The 17,641-nt window shown below is 47.7% G+C and carries 16 protein-coding genes and 1 pseudogene; 14 read left to right on the plus strand and 3 right to left on the minus strand.

Annotated elements, in window-relative coordinates; genetic code table 11:
- Positions 1 to 170 precede the first annotated feature (170 nt).
- Together ACE3K2_RS15960 and ACE3K2_RS15965 are read right to left on the minus strand one after the other, a co-directional pair.
- Positions 171 to 413: pseudogene (locus ACE3K2_RS15960) on the minus strand (KGG domain-containing protein); the annotation flags it as partial.
- A gap of 123 nt (positions 414 to 536) precedes the next feature.
- The gene (locus ACE3K2_RS15965; RefSeq protein WP_421892037.1) at positions 537 to 1,577 is read right to left on the minus strand and encodes an acyltransferase family protein; all 1,041 of its coding nucleotides are present in this window, start codon (positions 1,575 to 1,577) and stop codon (positions 537 to 539) included.
- Between the two features lie 222 nt (positions 1,578 to 1,799).
- Between ACE3K2_RS15965 and ACE3K2_RS15970 the strand changes: the two genes are divergently transcribed.
- The 6 genes from ACE3K2_RS15970 to mgrA all read left to right on the plus strand — a co-directional run bounded on the left by ACE3K2_RS15970 (position 1,800) and on the right by mgrA (position 7,049).
- On the plus strand, positions 1,800 to 2,765 hold the full coding sequence (locus ACE3K2_RS15970; RefSeq protein WP_421892040.1) for a sugar kinase: 966 nt from the start codon (positions 1,800 to 1,802) through the stop codon (positions 2,763 to 2,765).
- An 88-nt stretch (positions 2,766 to 2,853) separates the two neighbouring features.
- The gene (locus tag ACE3K2_RS15975; RefSeq protein ID WP_017686833.1) at positions 2,854 to 3,519 is read left to right on the plus strand and encodes a bifunctional 2-keto-4-hydroxyglutarate aldolase/2-keto-3-deoxy-6-phosphogluconate aldolase; all 666 of its coding nucleotides are present in this window, start codon (positions 2,854 to 2,856) and stop codon (positions 3,517 to 3,519) included.
- 95 nt (positions 3,520 to 3,614) lie between these two features.
- Positions 3,615 to 4,379 carry an alpha/beta fold hydrolase gene (locus ACE3K2_RS15980; RefSeq protein WP_421892043.1) on the plus strand — a complete coding sequence of 255 codons (765 nt, stop codon included), beginning with the start codon at positions 3,615 to 3,617 and terminating at the stop codon, positions 4,377 to 4,379.
- Between the two features lie 33 nt (positions 4,380 to 4,412).
- Entirely contained in the window at positions 4,413 to 5,177 is a 765-nt protein-coding gene (locus tag ACE3K2_RS15985) for an HAD family hydrolase (protein WP_421892046.1), read from the plus strand.
- 45 nt (positions 5,178 to 5,222) lie between these two features.
- Positions 5,223 to 5,963 (plus strand): NAD-dependent protein deacylase, encoded by a 741-nt coding sequence (locus tag ACE3K2_RS15990; protein WP_421892049.1) that lies wholly within the window; start codon positions 5,223 to 5,225, stop codon positions 5,961 to 5,963.
- 78 nt (positions 5,964 to 6,041) lie between these two features.
- On the plus strand, positions 6,042 to 7,049 hold the full coding sequence (gene mgrA / locus ACE3K2_RS15995; protein WP_421892952.1) for an L-glyceraldehyde 3-phosphate reductase: 1,008 nt from the start codon (positions 6,042 to 6,044) through the stop codon (positions 7,047 to 7,049).
- Between the two features lie 101 nt (positions 7,050 to 7,150).
- On the opposite strand, the gene ACE3K2_RS16000 is transcribed toward mgrA, so the two are convergent.
- Complete coding sequence (locus ACE3K2_RS16000; protein ID WP_421892051.1) at positions 7,151 to 8,122, minus strand: AraC family ligand binding domain-containing protein; 972 nt, start codon at positions 8,120 to 8,122, stop codon at positions 7,151 to 7,153.
- Positions 8,123 to 8,275: 153 nt separating this feature from the next.
- Between ACE3K2_RS16000 and ACE3K2_RS16005 the strand changes: the two genes are divergently transcribed.
- The 8 genes from ACE3K2_RS16005 to glcT all read left to right on the plus strand — a co-directional run bounded on the left by ACE3K2_RS16005 (position 8,276) and on the right by glcT (position 17,472).
- Complete coding sequence (locus ACE3K2_RS16005) at positions 8,276 to 9,457, plus strand: galactokinase (protein ID WP_421892054.1); 1,182 nt, start codon at positions 8,276 to 8,278, stop codon at positions 9,455 to 9,457.
- Between the two features lies 1 nt (position 9,458).
- Positions 9,459 to 10,448, plus strand: a complete 990-nt coding sequence (gene galE / locus ACE3K2_RS16010; RefSeq protein WP_315938440.1) for a UDP-glucose 4-epimerase GalE — start codon at positions 9,459 to 9,461, stop codon at positions 10,446 to 10,448.
- A gap of 14 nt (positions 10,449 to 10,462) precedes the next feature.
- The gene (locus tag ACE3K2_RS16015) at positions 10,463 to 12,061 is read left to right on the plus strand and encodes a UDP-glucose--hexose-1-phosphate uridylyltransferase (protein ID WP_421892058.1); all 1,599 of its coding nucleotides are present in this window, start codon (positions 10,463 to 10,465) and stop codon (positions 12,059 to 12,061) included.
- 161 nt (positions 12,062 to 12,222) lie between these two features.
- On the plus strand, positions 12,223 to 12,810 hold the full coding sequence (locus ACE3K2_RS16020; protein WP_421892061.1) for an MSMEG_1061 family FMN-dependent PPOX-type flavoprotein: 588 nt from the start codon (positions 12,223 to 12,225) through the stop codon (positions 12,808 to 12,810).
- Positions 12,811 to 12,903: 93 nt separating this feature from the next.
- The gene (locus ACE3K2_RS16025) at positions 12,904 to 14,067 is read left to right on the plus strand and encodes an iron-containing alcohol dehydrogenase (protein ID WP_339236914.1); all 1,164 of its coding nucleotides are present in this window, start codon (positions 12,904 to 12,906) and stop codon (positions 14,065 to 14,067) included.
- A gap of 279 nt (positions 14,068 to 14,346) precedes the next feature.
- The gene (locus ACE3K2_RS16030; RefSeq protein ID WP_421892064.1) at positions 14,347 to 14,868 is read left to right on the plus strand and encodes a protease; all 522 of its coding nucleotides are present in this window, start codon (positions 14,347 to 14,349) and stop codon (positions 14,866 to 14,868) included.
- Positions 14,869 to 14,904: 36 nt separating this feature from the next.
- Positions 14,905 to 16,452, plus strand: coding sequence for a flotillin family protein (locus ACE3K2_RS16035; RefSeq protein ID WP_421892067.1), 1,548 nt, complete (start codon positions 14,905 to 14,907; stop codon positions 16,450 to 16,452).
- Positions 16,453 to 16,617: 165 nt separating this feature from the next.
- Positions 16,618 to 17,472, plus strand: coding sequence for a glucose PTS transporter transcription antiterminator GlcT (gene glcT, locus ACE3K2_RS16040; protein ID WP_421892070.1), 855 nt, complete (start codon positions 16,618 to 16,620; stop codon positions 17,470 to 17,472).
- Positions 17,473 to 17,641: the final 169 nt, after the last annotated feature.

A 17,641-nucleotide genomic window follows, 5' to 3' on the forward strand; every position in this document is an offset into this window, starting at 1 on the left:
GCTTTAAACCCGTGAACACCCGGTTTTTCTATTGAGTCTATCACAACCGTCGTCATATTTCTACAATCAATAGAAAGAAGCCTCAAACCATTTTCATGGAATTAGACTTCTTGATTTGCGGGAAAACTATGATCATGTTTCGATCTGGCGAGCGGAATTCATCAGTTGCTTCCGCCTTTGCGTCCAATCTCACGATAGAATTCCTTATTATGGGTTTCGGAGGTTGCTTCGCCGCCCTTGCGACCAATCTGCTTGTAAAAGTCAGTATCATGGGCATCTGAAGTCGCTTCGCCACCTTTTTTTCCAATCATCTGGTAGAAACTTCGATCATGGTTCTTGGAAGTGGCTTTACCGCCTAATCTACCGGCTTCCTCACGGCTCATCTTGCGTTCTGACGTCGGTTGACGTGCCATTACAAATCACTCCTTACAACAATAAGTTGTTTTTTGTAGCGCGTATCCCTAATTTACCACATCATTTCCAGCCTGAAACAATACACCAGGATGGAATCGATAGTGAAGAGATCCGTCAGAGCGTTAGGCCGATCGTTTGAACACCTCATGCCGATTGAAAGAAAAGCGGGATATATCCGGTTCAATTAAGGGTTTGAACGTGTGACGTACAGCCGGCAGAGCCAGTGTGACTGCAAAGAGTACGGCGATGACAAGTATGACTGGAATATACGCCGAGCTTCCCATATAACTGTAGATTCCAGACCAGATCGCGAGACGAACGAGAAATCCATGCAGCAGGAATACATAGAGTGTGCGCCGTCCAAGGTCCGTCAGTCTGGAAGTCAGGGAAGGTACCCAAGCCAAGAACAGTGCTGCCGATGCGATTTCCAGCAAGTAGACGCCAAGTCGGAAGATGCCGGCATACCATTCGTGGTGGCCCAGTTCGGCGTATGTCATGCTGCCAAGTAACCATCCCGATGAAATATTCAAACCGCCATACGCGATCCATACCAACAGTGCAGCGGAGAGGATGGCTGCGGTTCTTCGCCCCCAACCGGATAATAAACGAGAGCGAATGGATGCTCCATAGTCATAACCGATAACAAAGAACGGCAAGAACACAAATGTACGACTGAAGCTGAGCCAGAACCCGTCGATGGGCAAATACCCGGCGATTACACCGAGCGCAATCGATCCAATCAGCCGATATATCGGTTTCCATGAAATCGTAAGGCGAAGCAACAGTCGCCAACAGAAATGACTCGCGAGAAACCATAACAGCAAGTAAGGTGCAAAGAAGGATAGCCGCATATGGGGCGTGTGGAACACGGTAAAGTCCATTAATGCGTACAAGGATTGGAACAGTACATATTGTAGAGCAATCTGCTTCAGGACGTTTCGCCCAGGTGCACCCTGGAGTGAGTGTGTCGCAAAATACCCGGTGACCCATACAAAGAGTGGCATGTGAAACGTATATATCCACAGGAACAGAGCTTCTGCTCCTGCAAAGCGTGTGATGAGTGGTTCCAGTGCATTACCAGCAAGGACACAGACGATAAGCATAAAGCGCAGATTGTAAAAGAAAGATTCCTGATCATCCCGGATCAGTGTCTGTTTTTTCATGGTGTAGCCCCCTTATAGACCCTGGTTGCAAGGTCATTTGCATCTGTAATAAGGGTAATACGGATGTACATTATCTATTGTGATTTAATTCACAATAGTAAGCGTTATCTTTTCTCAAAGCTGTGACAACAAAATGAACGCTCCGGGATTGACAACGGTTGCATAGAGGATGACAATAGTAACAGAAGATGAGGAAATGTAAATATAAGGAGGGAAGAAATCATGTCAACGAGTCCCTATCCAAGCCCGGAAATTATTACGTTTGGGGAGAGTATGGGTTTGCTGACTGCCAAGGATACAAGAGGGCTGGAATATGCAGCCACACTGGACAAGTCTTTCGGGGGTGCCGAGAGTAATCTGGCCATTGGCGTATCCCGGCTTGGGCATACCAGTGGTTGGTTTGGACGTTTGGGCAATGATCCGATCGGAAACATGATTCTGAAAGCCATTCGCGGTGAAGGCGTAGATGTATCGCGGGTAAGGTTGAGTGATCACGAGCCTACTGGTTTGATGATTCGTGAGAACGCTTCCGGGAAAGCCTCGGTGCATTATTATAGGAAGCTGTCTGCTGCAAGTGCGATCACACCTGATGATCTGGATCCCGACTATATTGCCGGGGCGAAGATATTACATGTTACAGGTATAACGGCGGCTATAAGCCCATCCGGACTTGCAACGGTAGAGGCTGCCATACATATTGCCAAACAGGCAGGGGTGAAAGTAAGCTTTGATCCAAATCTACGTCTTAAACTATGGTCAGCGGATGAAGCACGCCCCGTATTACTGCGTTTAGCTGAACTGGCGGACTACTTTTTACCGGGCCTGGACGAGATGAAACTTCTATATAACGAAGAAAATGATCAGAAAGTACTTGAGCGTTTATCTTCCATGAATGCTGTGTGCATCGTGAAGGGTGGCCCTGATTTGACCTACGTATTGGCGAATGGTACCCTAACGGAAGTTCCGTACTTTAAGGCGGATTATGTTCTGGATACGGTAGGAGCAGGAGATGGATTCTGCGCGGGATTTTTATCTGGGTTATTAAAAGGATACTCCCCGCAGGAAGCAACCCGTCTCGGCAATTTGACCGGTTCCATGGTAATACAGGCTGTTGGCGATTGGGAGGCGCTCCCGACATGGGGGCAGGTCGAGGCCAAGCTGAACAATGTTGCCCATGTTGAGCGCTAATCGCTGCTGAAATCATATATGGCTCATCTTCGTTCTTAAATGTAAGGCTTGTATACACAACCACCACATTGACAAGGGAGAGAATGAAATGAAGAAGCTTCAGCTGTTGCAAAAGATTACGGACAATGGGGTTGTGGCAGTTCTGCGTGCAGATTCTGCTGATCAAGTCATTGCCATGGCCGAGCAAGCGATTGCGGGTGGCATTAAAGTTATCGAGATTACGATGACCGTACCCAGTGCACTCAAAGCCATTGAAAAATTAAGTCGTGTATACCATTGGAACACACAAGATCCAGAGAAGTTCGCTATTATTGGTGCGGGAACGGTGTTAGAACCGCAAACGGCAAGAGCGGCCATCATGTCGGGTGCCGAGTTTGTAGTCGGACCTTCCCTGAATCCGGATACCGTTCAGATCTGCAACCTGTATCGAATTCCGATTCTGCCTGGTGTGATGACAATTGCTGATGTTCAACGCGCATTGGAACTCGGTGTGGACATCGTGAAGTTGTTCCCGGGTAATCTGTATGATCCTTCAATTATCAAAACGATGAAGGGCCCTATGCCACAGGCGAATTTTATGCCAACTGGCGGGGTATCCTTGTCTAATCTGGGGGATTGGATCAAGGGTGGAGCAGTAGCTGTAGGTATCGGCTCCGACTTGACATCGGAAGCTGTGAAGACGGGTGACCTGAGTCATGTCCGTCGCAAAGCGGAACAATATATGGATGCTTACCGCAAGGCCAAGGCTGAATAATTTTTGTTCAATTCGGAGAAGGGGAGCCTGGATTAACGAAGGCTCCCAATTCTGTGAGCCGCGGCACCTGCGGAAGTGAAGAAAGGTGATTAACGTTGAGAAATCGGTATAATACAGGGCGCAAGAAGAGGGGCATCGGGAAATTCCTGCTCGTACTTCTGGCGCTCATTGTCATTGGATGTGGATTTGTTGCGTGGAAATTATTCACACCATACGGTCCACAGGAAACAGCTCAAACGGCCATGGAAGCAGCCAATAAGGTGACCGTGAGCGAACAAGAGAACTGGATTGATTTTGTGCCCGATAAACCGGCTGGTAAGAGCGTTCTGTTCTACCCTGGTGGACTGGTGAAACCGGAAAGTTACGCACCACTTGCCCATGAGTTGGCCGCTGCTGGTCATCACACGATTATCGCCAAGATGCCAGTTAATCTGGCAGTGCTCAAGCCAAACTTGGCAGATGAGATTCTGGCCGCATATCCGGATGAACAATTTGTTATGGGTGGACACTCTCTCGGTGGGTCCATGGCTGCACGTTATGTAGCATCGCATCCTGATGCTCTGCAGGGCATCTTTTTTCTGGCATCCTACCCGGATGAAAAAGGGAGTTTAATGACACTGGGAATACCTGCATTATCCATTCTGGGTACTAAAGATGAGGTTGTGAATATGACCAAGTATCAGAGTGGACGTATGTATTTGCCCGTGGAGACGGTATATTACACCATTGAAGGTGGAAACCACGCCCAGTTTGGTGATTACGGTCATCAAAAAGGAGATGGTGAGCCGGAAGTGAGTGGAGAAGAACAGCTGAATCAGACCGTTAAGACAATTCTGGGCTGGTTAAATAACATGAAGTAATTATTGCTAGACTCATCACCGGAGGTGATACGGATGGCCTTGCTTCAAGTGAATGGAGCGCAGATCCCATGTAAAGGTATCCTGTTTGATAAAGATGGAACATTGTTGGAATTTCTCCAGCTATGGGGGCCGTGGGCAGAGACATTACTGGATCAGTTGCAATCACGTATGAATGAACTTGGAGCTTCATTTACGGTTGAACGGGAGCACGTTCTGGGCACCGTCCATAATGCAGAAGGTCATATTGTCGGTTATGATCCACAAGGCCCGCTTGCTATTGCGACTGTGGATGAGTGCACGGGATTGCTTGCCGGGCAGCTATATGCAGCAGGCATACCATGGAATGAAGCAATCACAACGATACGCAAATTTTCAAGTGTAGCCATGAGATCGGTAAGAGAGCGCAAATCCGCTGAACCGATGCAAGGATTGCTGGAATTCTTGCAGAGTTGCAGAGCAGCAGACATACCACTGGTGGTCGTCACTTCAGACAGTACAAAGGCAGCAGAAACACATCTGGATTGGATGGGGATCCGTTCCTTTTTCACATCCATTGTAGGCTGTGATCGGGTGATCCAAGGCAAACCGGATGGAGAAGCAGCACTCTTGGCTTGCCGTGAATTACATATCGATCCTGCGGAGGCCGTTGTCATTGGAGACAGCAATGGGGATATGCAGATGGGGCGGAACGCAGGAGTAGGCTATACGCTCGGTTACTGTCAACCATCAGATCAAGGATCACACCTGGTTGATGCCCACGCCATTATTCGTCATTATAATGAGATAAGCGTGAGTTAATAAGTCACCCTGATCTGATTGGACTATATAAAAGGAGGAGAGAGGATGAACGCAATAGAACAACTGGCTGCCTGGATTCAGGAAAGCTCCCGTATTGTTTTTTTCGGAGGGGCCGGGACTTCAACGGAAAGCGGGATTCCCGACTTCCGTTCGGCTGCGGGTCTGTATCAGACGGAGCAGCATTCGCCTTATCCACCGGAAGAGTTGTTAAGCCGACATTTTTTTGATCAGCATGCCGATATTTTTTATGATTTTTATCGAGGTAAAATGCTCCATCCAGATGCGGAACCGAATGGGTGCCATCGATTGTTAGCCCGTCTAGAGAAGGAGGGGAAACTTCAGGCAGTGATCACGCAAAATATCGACGGACTCCACCAGAAAGCAGGTAACAGCACTGTTTTGGAGCTACATGGCTCAGTTCATCGTAATGCCTGTATGGATTGCAAGCAATTTTATGCGCTGAATGATATTATACAATCCCAAGATACCGTACCTCGCTGTACCGCATGTGGTGGTGTGATCAAGCCGGATGTAGTGCTGTACGAGGAAGAACTGGATCAGACGACATTGTATCGATCTATTGATGCATTGTCTTCTGCCGATCTGTTACTTGTGGGGGGCACGTCACTGACGGTATATCCAGCCGCCCAGTTAATTACGTATTTTCAGGGAAAACATACCGTTCTACTTAACGCCACACCTACCGCCTATGACCGTAGAGCGGATTTGCTGATTACAGAGCCGATTGGTGAGGTAATGAATAATGTGGGCCAGCTTCTTGGTTAAACGTATGGACTGAATAACCGCATTCTCCGGCTCAAACCGGACAAAAGAGGCGGAACCTGGGGAAAGAAGGGATTCATGATGGTCTACGTAGCAAGCGATACTCGCTATGAAACGATGAAATATAACCGCGTTGGACGTTCAGGTTTGAAACTGCCAGCGATTTCACTGGGGCTGTGGCATAATTTTGGCGGTATCAATAACGCTGAGAATGGCCGTAATATGATTACCCGTTCATTTGATCTGGGGATTACACACTTTGACCTTGCCAACAATTATGGTCCACCTGCAGGTTCGGCAGAGCAGTTATTTGGACAGGTACTGGCCCAGGATCTGAAACCTTATCGGGATGAACTGGTGATCTCCACCAAAGCGGGATATTATATGTGGCCCGGGCCGTATGGAGAGTGGGGTTCGCGCAAAAATCTGGTATCCAGTCTGAATCAGAGCTTGAAACGCATGGGCCTGGATTATGTGGATATTTTCTATTCTCATCGGTATGATCCTGAAACGCCTTTGGAAGAAACGATGATGGCACTGGATCATATTGTTCGCTCGGGTAAAGCCCTCTATGTAGGGATCTCCAACTATCCCGCAGAGCAGACGAGACAGGCTGCCGAAATTCTGAAAAGTCTGGGTACACCGTTGTTGATTCATCAACCGAAATACTCGCTGCTGGATCGCTGGATCGAAGCTGATTTGCAGGACGTGCTGGATGAGTATGGAGCAGGCAGTATTGCCTTCTGTCCATTGGCACAAGGTGTGCTTACGAACAAATACTTGAATGGTATTCCGGAAGACTCACGTGCCAAAGGACCGTCAGTATTCCTGAATGAGAACAACATCTCTCCAGAGACGCTCCGCAAAGTACGTGCGCTGAACCAGATTGCAGCAGCCCGTGGTCAGAGCTTGGCCCAATTTGCACTCTCCTGGGTTTTGCGGAATGGCAGGGTAACTTCTGCGCTGATTGGCGCAAGTCGTCCTTCCCAGATTGAAGAGAATGTGGCTGCACTAAGCCAACTGGATTTCTCTACAGAGGAATTGGAACGGGTGGAATCCATTCTGTCTCCAGAGCCTGATGACAAATAAATAACGTGCAAAAGGTGCATCTTAGCCATATTGGCGGAATGCACCTTTTTTGTCGTATATGATTCTTTGTCCGCTATGTTGATTACCGCCCGTTATGTTGCTCACCGTTTGTTTTGTGGAGCATTCTTCTGTAACCCCTGATGTCGTGGGCGAGTGAGTATTTTCTCTCGATAAAGGCTGGGCGCTTCACCGTGAAATCGTTTGAACTGTTTGGAGAAATACAGCGCGTCTGGCAGTCCGACCGATGCAGATACCTGTTCGATAGACAGATCCGGTCGTTCCCGGAGGAGTTGACGCGACTTGTCGATCCGCAGTTTGAGCAGATAAGTGACTGGCGAAAGTCCGGTTTCCTGTTTGAAAATACGGGATAGATACGCACGGTTGTAGCCGAGACTCGCAGACATTTGTTCAATGGAGACAGGATAGGCATATTGGGTGGACATATATTGAATCATCTGTTTTACCGTACGTCGGATGGAGGATTCACCTGGAATTAAGGTTTGGCCCTGCGAAAGGTGATTCTGTGCTTCAGCTAGAATCATATATAACGTACCCAGTGATGTGAAATGGGAGCTTTCTTTGCGCTCGGCAAAAGCATCCTGCATCACGGATAACCAATCGGATATTCCACACGAGGGTCCGGCATGAAAAACAGACTTCTCCGGGCGGAACCCCGCCTCATCGGCATGCTGTGCAGCTTGGCTGCCCGTGAAGGCAATCCAGCGGTATTGCCACGGGTTACGGCCATGTGACTGGTAGCTTACCAGTTGCCCGGGGTGAATGAGGAAACAGTCACCTGCGGATAACTCGTAGGTGTGCAGTTCGGTACGGAACGTACCCGCCCCTTTTTCTACATAATGCAACAGATAATAATCAAACAGTTTAGGCCCGAGGGCGTGACCTGGAAGAGTCTGGCTTGCGCCGGCAAACAGGACATGCAGTGCTCCTTCTTCATAATAGACGGGATTGGAGGCAACCGAATAACTGAGTGCTCCGCTTTTACCGGAAGGGGATTCCTGTATTTTATCGATAGATGCAAGAGGGTCTTTCTTGGCGTTAGATTGGTCTGCCATGCTCGTTTCCTTCTTTCCGGGATGCTCCGATCATTATACGCCTTAAGGTCACATTTATCCATATGAAACACACATGGTTGCATTACAAGAGGCACCGCTTTCTTATATAATAACATTAAGAAAACCACAACAACGAGGCGAGGTGCAGCAGCAGTGAACGTAACTGAATTGAAACAAAAGTTTATTGAGAAGTACGGAGAGAGTGGAGCGGACATCCGTGTATTTCATGCCCCTGGGCGTGTGAATCTGATCGGTGAGCACATTGACTATAATGGTGGATACGTGCTTCCGGCAGCACTTGAATTTGGTACAACATTAATTATCCGTGAGCGTCAGGACAACAAGTTGCAACTGGCTTCCACGAACATGTCTTATGAAGGAACATTGGATACTTCCACTATTGGTAAAGAGAAAACCGGAGAGTGGATCGACTATCCTGTTGGTGTCATGGTTGAATTGCAAGGCAAAGGCGTGAATATAACGAACGGGTACGACTTCCTGTACCACGGGGAGATTCCGAACGGGGCAGGACTTTCATCGTCTGCATCTCTGGAGGTACTTACCGGATTCGCGATGCAGTCTCTGGAGGGTGTGTCGGATATTGATACGGTTCAACTGGCGCTTCTGTCCCAGAAAGCGGAAAATGAGTTCGTAGGTGTCAACTGTGGAATCATGGATCAGTTCGCTGTCGCAAACGGTGCGCAGGATCACGCCATCCTGCTGATGTGTGACACACTGGAGTACGAAAAGGTTCCTTTCCGTACAGGTTCTTACAAATTGATCATTGGGAACACAAACAAACGCCGGGGTCTGGTAGATTCGGCTTATAATGAACGTCGCTCCCAATGCGAGCAGGCACTTGCCATCTTGAAGGAACAGCTGCCTGCACTGAATTACCTGGCTCAATTGACGCCAGAGCAGTTCGTAACACTACAGGATCTGATCAAGGATGAGAAAGTAAGACAGCGTGCACAACATGTTGTGGAAGAGAACGCGCGTGTGCTCGCATCAGTCGAAGCTTTGCGGATCAATGATCTGGAAACCTTCGGCCAGCTGATGAACGCTTCTCATGAATCGCTTCGTGATTTGTATGAAGTTAGCTGTGATGAGCTGGATGTTATGGTTGAAGAAGCTCAGCGGATTCCAGGCACGCTTGGTGCTCGGATGACTGGCGCAGGATTTGGCGGTTGTACCGTATCGCTTGTGCATGAAAATGATGTTGAGCGTTTTGTAAGCGAAGTGGGCGCTGCATATGAAGCGCGTACCACTCTCAAAGGTGATTTTTATGTGTGCGGCGTAGGTGACGGTGTTAAAGAATTGAAGGAGGCGAAGTAAAATGGCAATTTTGGTGACAGGTGGAGCAGGGTATATTGGTTCTCATACGGTAGCAGCATTGTTGGAACGTGGGGAAGAGGTTGTTGTACTGGATAACTTGCAGACAGGGCATCGTGAGGCGTTGCTCGGCGGTAAGTTGTATGAAGGAGATCTGCGTGACAAAGAAATTCTGGCAAAGCTGTTCGCTGAGAATTCAATCGATGCAGTTATTCACTTTGCGGCCAACTCACTCGTAGGCGAAAGTATGAAAGACCCGGTTAAATATTATGACAACAACGTGTTTGGTACACTCTGTCTCCTGGAAGCGATGAATGCAGCGAATGTACGCCGCATTGTCTTCTCTTCTACGGCAGCTACCTACGGTGAGCCTGAGAAAGTGCCAATCGAAGAAAGTGATCGTACAGAGCCAACCAACGTATACGGCGAAACCAAGCTGATGATGGAGCGCATGATGTCATGGTTCGATAAAGTTCAGGATATCAAATACGTTTCCCTGCGTTACTTCAATGCAGCCGGTGCTCATGAGAGTGGCAAAATTGGTGAAGATCACCAACCAGAGAGTCATCTGATTCCACTCGTTCTGCAAACGGCTTTGAAACAACGCCCACACATCGCCGTGTTTGGTGACGACTATGCAACAGAAGATGGAACTTGTATCCGTGACTATATCCACGTGAGCGATTTGGCTGATGCACATCTGCGTGCAGTGGATTATCTTCGCAAAGGTGAGAACAGCAACGTGTTTAACCTGGGGAACGGTACAGGCTTCTCGGTAAAACAAGTGATCGAAACAGCTAAAAAAGTGACTGGCCTCGATATCCCGGTTGTACAGGAGCCACGTCGTGCAGGTGACCCGGCTGTGCTGGTAGCTTCATCTGCAAAAGCAAGATCTGTCCTTGGCTGGAATCCGAAATGGACCAATCTGGAAGATGTCATTCAAAGCGCCTGGAGCTGGCACCAATCACGTCCTGACGGCTACGGAAAAAACTAGGAGGCGAACACCTTATGTCACAGACTCATATTGCAGCAGGTGCCACAGAGCGGACACCGGAGCAGCAGGAAGCACTGCATGCCATTGAACGTCTGGTTGCATTTGCCTTGCAGAAACAATTAATCGAGGAAGCGGATTGGGATTACAGCCGCAACCTCCTGCTGGAACAATTCGGATTCTCGGAGCCTTATGCCGGCGAGTTGGACACAACTGTGCCCGATGGTCCACAGGCGATGCTGGATACGTTGATTGATTATGGATTTGCCATTGGACTCATTCCTGAAAATAGCGATACGTTCCGTGATTTGCTGGATGCCAAAATCATGGGTCATTTGCTGGCACGCCCATCCGAAGTGGTACGCGCATTCCGCCATACGGAGAAGACGGAAGGCATTGAGGCGGCCACATCCCAGTTCTATGACTTGTCCATTAACTCCAACTACATCCGGATGGATCGGATCTCGAAGAACGTCTACTGGACACAGGACACGGCCTATGGAGACATGGAGATTACCATCAACCTGTCAAAACCGGAGAAAAGTCCAAAGGAAATTGCCATGGCGAAATTGCTTCCGCCACCGGTATATCCAAAATGCCAGCTATGTCGTGAAAATGTAGGTTATGCCGGTCGGGTGAATCACCCGGCTCGCCAGAATCTGAGAGTCATTCCGCTGGAACTTAATAACGAACCTTGGCTGTTCCAATACTCGCCATATGTGTATTACAACGAACACTGCATCATTTTCCACCATGATCATGTGCCGATGAAACTGACCAAAGATACGCTGCGCAGACTGCTTGCCTTTGTCGGGGAGTATCCGCATTACTTTATCGGATCTAATGCGGATCTGCCGATCGTAGGCGGATCCATTCTGACACATGACCATTTCCAGGGTGGACGGCATACGTTTGCCATTCAAAATGCGCAGCCAGAAGCGGTTTTCCGCCATGCGGATGCACCTGGACTTACACTGAGTCTTGTGAAATGGCCGATGTCTGTGATGCGTCTGGCTTCACACGATCCTGCAGAGCTGCTTGAAGCAGGTAACGCAGTATATGAAGCATGGAAGGTTTACAGTGATTCTGCTGTGGATATCGAAGCATTCAGTGAAGTAGACGGTGAGCAGGTGCCACACAATACGGTAACACCAATCGTTCGTCGAAGTGCAGATGGTGGTTATGAGATGGATCTCGTATTGCGGAACAACCGTACAAATGATGTGCATCCTGAAGGTATTTTCCATCCGCACCGTGAGATGCACCATCTCAAGAAAGAGAACATTGGTCTGATCGAAGTGATGGGACTTGCCATTCTGCCAGGTCGCTTGAAAGAAGAACTGGACAGTATTGCGGATATCCTCGCCGGAGATGCCAAGCTTGCTGAGGCAGCCAAAGCTGCTGATCATGTGTTGAACAAACACCTGGGCTGGGCCGAAGAATTGATTGAACGATTCGGGCCTAATCTCGACAAAGAGCAAGCCGTTGCCATTGTACAGCAGGAAGTGGGTTTGAAATTTGCCGAGATTCTGGAACATGCAGGTGTCTACAAATATGATGAAGCCGGACGCAAGGCTTTCCGTCGTTTTGTAAGCAGCATGGGATACACTGAATAGTAATCAACATAATTAACAAATTTCAAGAACACCCGTTCAATCAAGAGCGGGTGTTCTTGGTCGTTCTTACCATTCTACGCATTGGAATGAACTTCCAAGCCCGTTATAATGGAGAGAAGTCCTAGAGTACCATAATGAATTGAGGAAATGGGGTTAATCACTTGGAAAAGCAGGCATTGAATATTCCGTTGATTACAGATTCTGAGGAACTGCAAGGTATGGTGGGTGAACCGCATGAACATGTGCGTAACAAGGCAATCTCATTTGTGGATTCACATGTGCAAAACTTTTTATCCATGTCACCATTATTTTTCCTCTCCACGTCCAACCATGATGGGAAAAGTGATGTGTCACCACGGGGCGATGGAGCGGGATTCGTAAAAGTGTATGATACATACCGGCTCGTTTATCCCGAACGCCCAGGCAATCGGCGGATCGATTCTTTGTTGAACATCTTATCTAACCCAGGAATTGGTATGCTCTTTTTGATTCCGGGTCTGAATGAAGTGCTGCGCATTAATGGTACAGCATCCATTACCAAGGATGAAGAATTTATCGCGAGTATGGGGTGGCATGGTAAAACGATTGGTGTGGCTGTCATTGTAGATGTGGAAGAGTGTTTTATCCATTGTCCGCGGGCATTCAAACAGGCTGGATTATGGTCATCAGACACATGGGCAGCCCCTGAAGATTTACCTTCTACTAACGAGATGTTTCGAGCCCATTTGGAGATTAACGGGTTGTTATAAAGTGAGTGACTATCGATTTGTTTTTCTGTAAACGGGGTACTATAATTGGAGTTGCACTAAAAATTCTAAACTCCATTGGAGGCGACAATAGATATGAGATCTTTCCAATTTTATAATCCAACCCGTCTGATTTTTGGTAAAGGACAACTGGAAGCATTAAAGACAGAAGTGCCGAAATACGGTAAACGGGTTCTGCTTGTATATGGTGGCGGCAGTATCAAACGCAGTGGGCTCTATGATCAAGTGATCGGATTGCTTAAGGAAGCTGGAGCAGAAGTGACTGAACTGGCAGGCGTTGAACCTAACCCGCGTCTTTCTACGGTGCATAAAGGGGTAGACCTCTGTAAAACAAATAACATCGACCTGATCCTCGCAGTAGGTGGCGGTAGTGTACTGGATTGTTCCAAAGCCATTGCGGTAGGTGCCAAATATGATGGCGATATGTGGGATTTTGCCCAACGCAAAGCCGTTGCACAAGACGCTCTTCCGCTCGGTACCGTATTAACAATGGCAGCAACAGGTTCGGAGATGAACTCCGGTTCGGTTATTACGAATCAGGATACGCAAGAAAAATTGGGCTGGGGTAGCGCCTATTCATTCCCTGCTTTCTCCATCCTGGATCCAGTGAATACATACACTGTTCCACTGGACCAAACGGTATACGGCATGGTAGATATGATGTCCCACGTATTGGAGCATTACTTCCATCTGGATGCCAACACACCGGTTCAACTCGGCTTCTGTGAGACAATTCTGCGTACCGTTATGGAAGCAGCACCGCGTCTGGTTGAAGATCTGGAGAATTATGAACTGCGCGAAACGATTCTGTATTGCGGAACAATGGCATTAAATGGTGTGCTGAACATGGGTCTTGCAGGAGACTGGGCAACGCATAATATCGAACACGCGGTATCCGCAGTGTATGATATCCCACATGGCGGTGGCCTTGCGATCTTGTTCCCACACTGGATGAAACATAACCTGGATGTTAATGTGGACCGATTCAAACGTCTGGCAATTAATGTGTTCGAAGTGAATCCTGAAGGCAAGTCGGACAGACAAATTGCCGAAGAAGGTATCGATGCGCTCAGCCAATTCTGGACATCCATTGGTGCTCCTAACCGTTTGGCTGATTACGATATCGATGACAGCCAGATCGACGTAATGGCTGATAAAGCGATGCTGTTTGGCCCATTTGGCAACTTCAAGAAATTGCAACGGGAAGATGTTGTATCGATTTACAAGGCTTCCCTGTAATTCTATAATCACTGACAAGTGAACGGACCCATCCTGTTGTCCGATAGCCGCAAGTCTCCTTATGGAGGCTTGCGGTTTTTTTAATGTATTCGGGCTGTATACGTGAATGATGGAGGATGATGAAGCAAGTGGAACAGAATGTCGTGATAATACCCATTATCGGTTCCAGAATACATTTGAGGAAAGATTTTGAAACATTTTGATATTTACTACGTATTTATTTACATGTGGAATGCTCAGTGAGGATGAATTTGCGGCAGAGGAGAGGAGGAAGAGGGGATGGAGACAATTTATTGGGGGTGTCTAATCGGAGGAGCAATATTTGCGGTTGTCAGCCTTGTGTTGGGTGACTTGGTTGACGGCTTGCTGGACGGAGCCTTCGAAATGCCAGGTCTTGATTTTTTCAAACCCGTTGTGTTAGCTGGTTCCATTACAACCTTCGGTGGGGCAGGCATTATGCTGACACGTTATAGTTCATTAAGTGCGATGTCGGGTCTAATATTATCCCTGCTTATAGGTATTGCTGCGGCTATGCTGGTATTCTTCGCATATATCAAACCGATGCGTAACAGTGATGTTTCGATTGCATTTTCAATGAAAGAGTTATCTGGGAAAATTGGGGAAATTACCATTCCGGTGCCGGAAAAAGGTTTTGGAGAAGTGATGATCCGCTTTGCTTCCGGTAGTACGATTCAAACGGCATCCAGTTTTGAGCACCTCCCCATTGCGGCGGGAGCCCGTGTTGTCGTTGTGGATGTTGTAGATGGTGTACTGCGTGTGTCGGAATGGGATAAAACTTAAGCCTCATCATGAAATGAATAAGGGGAGAGATGTGGAATGGATTTAAATTGGGATGTATTGTTGATTCCTGCTGTTGTGGTTGGTGTCATTTTGATTCTTGGTTTGGCTTTCTGGGCGAGATATAAAACGGTTGGGCCGGATGAAGCGATGATCGTTACGGGGTCATTCCTGGGTAGCAAGAATATCTCCGATGATGACTCTGGCCGGAAAATTAAAATTGTTCGTGGCGGCGGTGCATTTATCCTGCCAGTATTCCAGCAATCCGAGTTTATCTCCTTGTTGTCCCACAAGCTGGATGTCTCCACACCGGAAGTGTACACGGAGCAAGGGGTTCCGGTTATTGCTGACGGTGTCGCCATTATCAAGGTTGGAGGCGCTGTAGAGGATGTTGCTACGGCAGCTGAGCAATTCATTGGTAAACCTGTAGAAGCGCTGAGAAGCGAAGCACAGGAGGTGCTGGAGGGGCATTTGCGGGCCATCCTCGGTACAATGACGGTGGAAGAGGTATATCGGAATCGGGATCGATTTGCGCAAGAGGTTCAAGGCGTAGCTGCTAGAGATCTGAAAAAAATGGGACTGCAAATTGTCTCATTTACCATCAAGGATGTTCGTGACAAACAGGGTTACCTGGATGCACTCGGTAAACCGAGAATTGCTGCTGTGAAGCGGGATGCCGAGATAGCTGAAGCGGAAGCGATGCGTGATGCACGTATTCAGAAGGCCAATGCGGAAGAGCAGGGGCAGAAGGCAGAGTTGCTGCGGGATACCAATATCGCCGAGGCAGCCAAAGAGAAGGAACTGAAAGTAGCCACGTTTAAGCGGGATCAGGATACAGCCAAGGCGGAAGCCGATCAGGCGTACCATATCCATGAAGCTCGTGCTAGACAAACCGTGGTTGAAGAGGAAATGAAGGTTGAACTCGTTCGTAAGGAGCGGGAAATTGACATTCAGGCTAAGGAAATCATCGTACGTGAGAAGCAATATGACGCCGAAGTGAAGAAAAAGGCAGAAGCAGATCGTTATGCAGTAGAGCAGGCTGCGGAAGCAGACAAAGCAAAAAGAATGCGCGAAGCAGATGCAGTACAATACTCCATCGAGACACACGCCAAAGCAACAGCGGAACAGAAGCGACTTGAAGGTCAGGCTATGGCGGATGCTGAACTTGCAAAAGGTACGGCGGACTCCGAAGTTATTCGTTTGAAGGGACTTGCGGAAGCAGAAGCGAAGGAAAAACTGGCTGAGGCGTTCCAAAAGTTTGGCGAAGCGGCTGTACTCGATATCATTGTCAAAATGCTGCCTGAACTGGCTGGTAAAATTGCAGAGCCAATTGCTTCTATTGATAAACTGACGGTCGTAGATACAGGTAAGGGTGAAGGCGCCACACGAGTGAGTAACTATGTTACCGAACTTATGGCGACGGCTCCAGAGATGCTTAAGAGTGTATCCGGCATTGATGTAGAGCAGCTGATTAAAGGCCTTACCAAGTCCAAAACACCTGCGCCAGTTACCATTCAACAGAGCGAGGCGGTTACAACTCCTTCTATAATCGACAAGATTGTGGAAAGAGCTGGAGTTGACGAGTAAGAAACACGTGGAATGTTACATGGTTGCTCTATTGACCTTAAGGCGAATTTTTGTTACTTTTTAAGCGAGACGTCCGGCGCGGTTTGCCCGCTCCGGGTGTCTTTTCGTTCGTAACAGGGTGTGACTTATCGCACCTAAGATGGTGTGAAAAAAGAGGTGCAAACAATGAGCAGCCTGCATGTAGATAAAGCGCTAAATAATAATGTAATCATTGCACAGCATCCTGAACACGGGGAAGTCGTTGTTATTGGCAAAGGCATTGGCTTTAACCGAAAACCGAGTGATCATATTCCATTGACGGCTGTGGAGAAAATGTTCATTTTGAGAAACCAGCAGGAGCAAGAGCAGTACAAACAGCTTCTTCCGCAGGTGGATGAAGCACTGATCGAGATTATTAACGAAGTTATTACGTATATTGCAGAGCGTACGGACGTTCCTCTGAATGAACATATCCATATTGCATTAACCGATCACATTTCTTTCGCGTTAAAACGCAAGGAGCAGGGCATTGTCATACAAAATCCATTTTTATATGAAACCCGCGAGATTTATCCTGAAGAATATCGAATGGCAGATTACGCTGTTCGTCTGATCAAAGAGAGAATGGGTGTAGATCTGGGGATGGACGAGATTGGTTTTGTTGCGCTACATATCTATAGTGCAATGACCAATCAAAATATATCCCAGGTACGTGAACATTCACAATTGATTACTGATTTGGTGAACCTGGTGTCCGATCAACTCGATTATTCGTTTGAAACGGAATCGCTTGATTACTCTCGTTTGCTGACCCATCTTCGTTTCGCCCTTGAGCGTGTTCGCCGTGGAGACAAAGTGGAAGAACTTCATAAGTTGGATTCCCTGCTCAAGTTGGAGTATCCTGAAATGTACTCGCTTGCATGGAAACTGACCAAAGTGATGGAGAAGAGGTTGAATCTTCCAGTTTATCCTGCGGAAGTGGGGTACCTGACCATTCACTTGCAACGGCTGAATCAGCGGAAAGAAGAAGAGGATAAGTGAGATCGCTCCAGTGGTGGAATGCGGAATTTATTTTTTTGGTGTAAAGGCTTGCAAAAGATTAGAACTGGTGCTACAATGGTTTCCGTAATCAAGCAACTGAATAAACATAAGCGACGTGTTACTGACTCGATCAGGCATGAGTTAATTAAAGTGTGATTGTTCTTTCCTT

It is taken from the genome of Paenibacillus sp., from assembly GCF_048976745.1.
Classification (GTDB): Bacteria; Bacillota; Bacilli; order Paenibacillales; family Paenibacillaceae; genus Paenibacillus.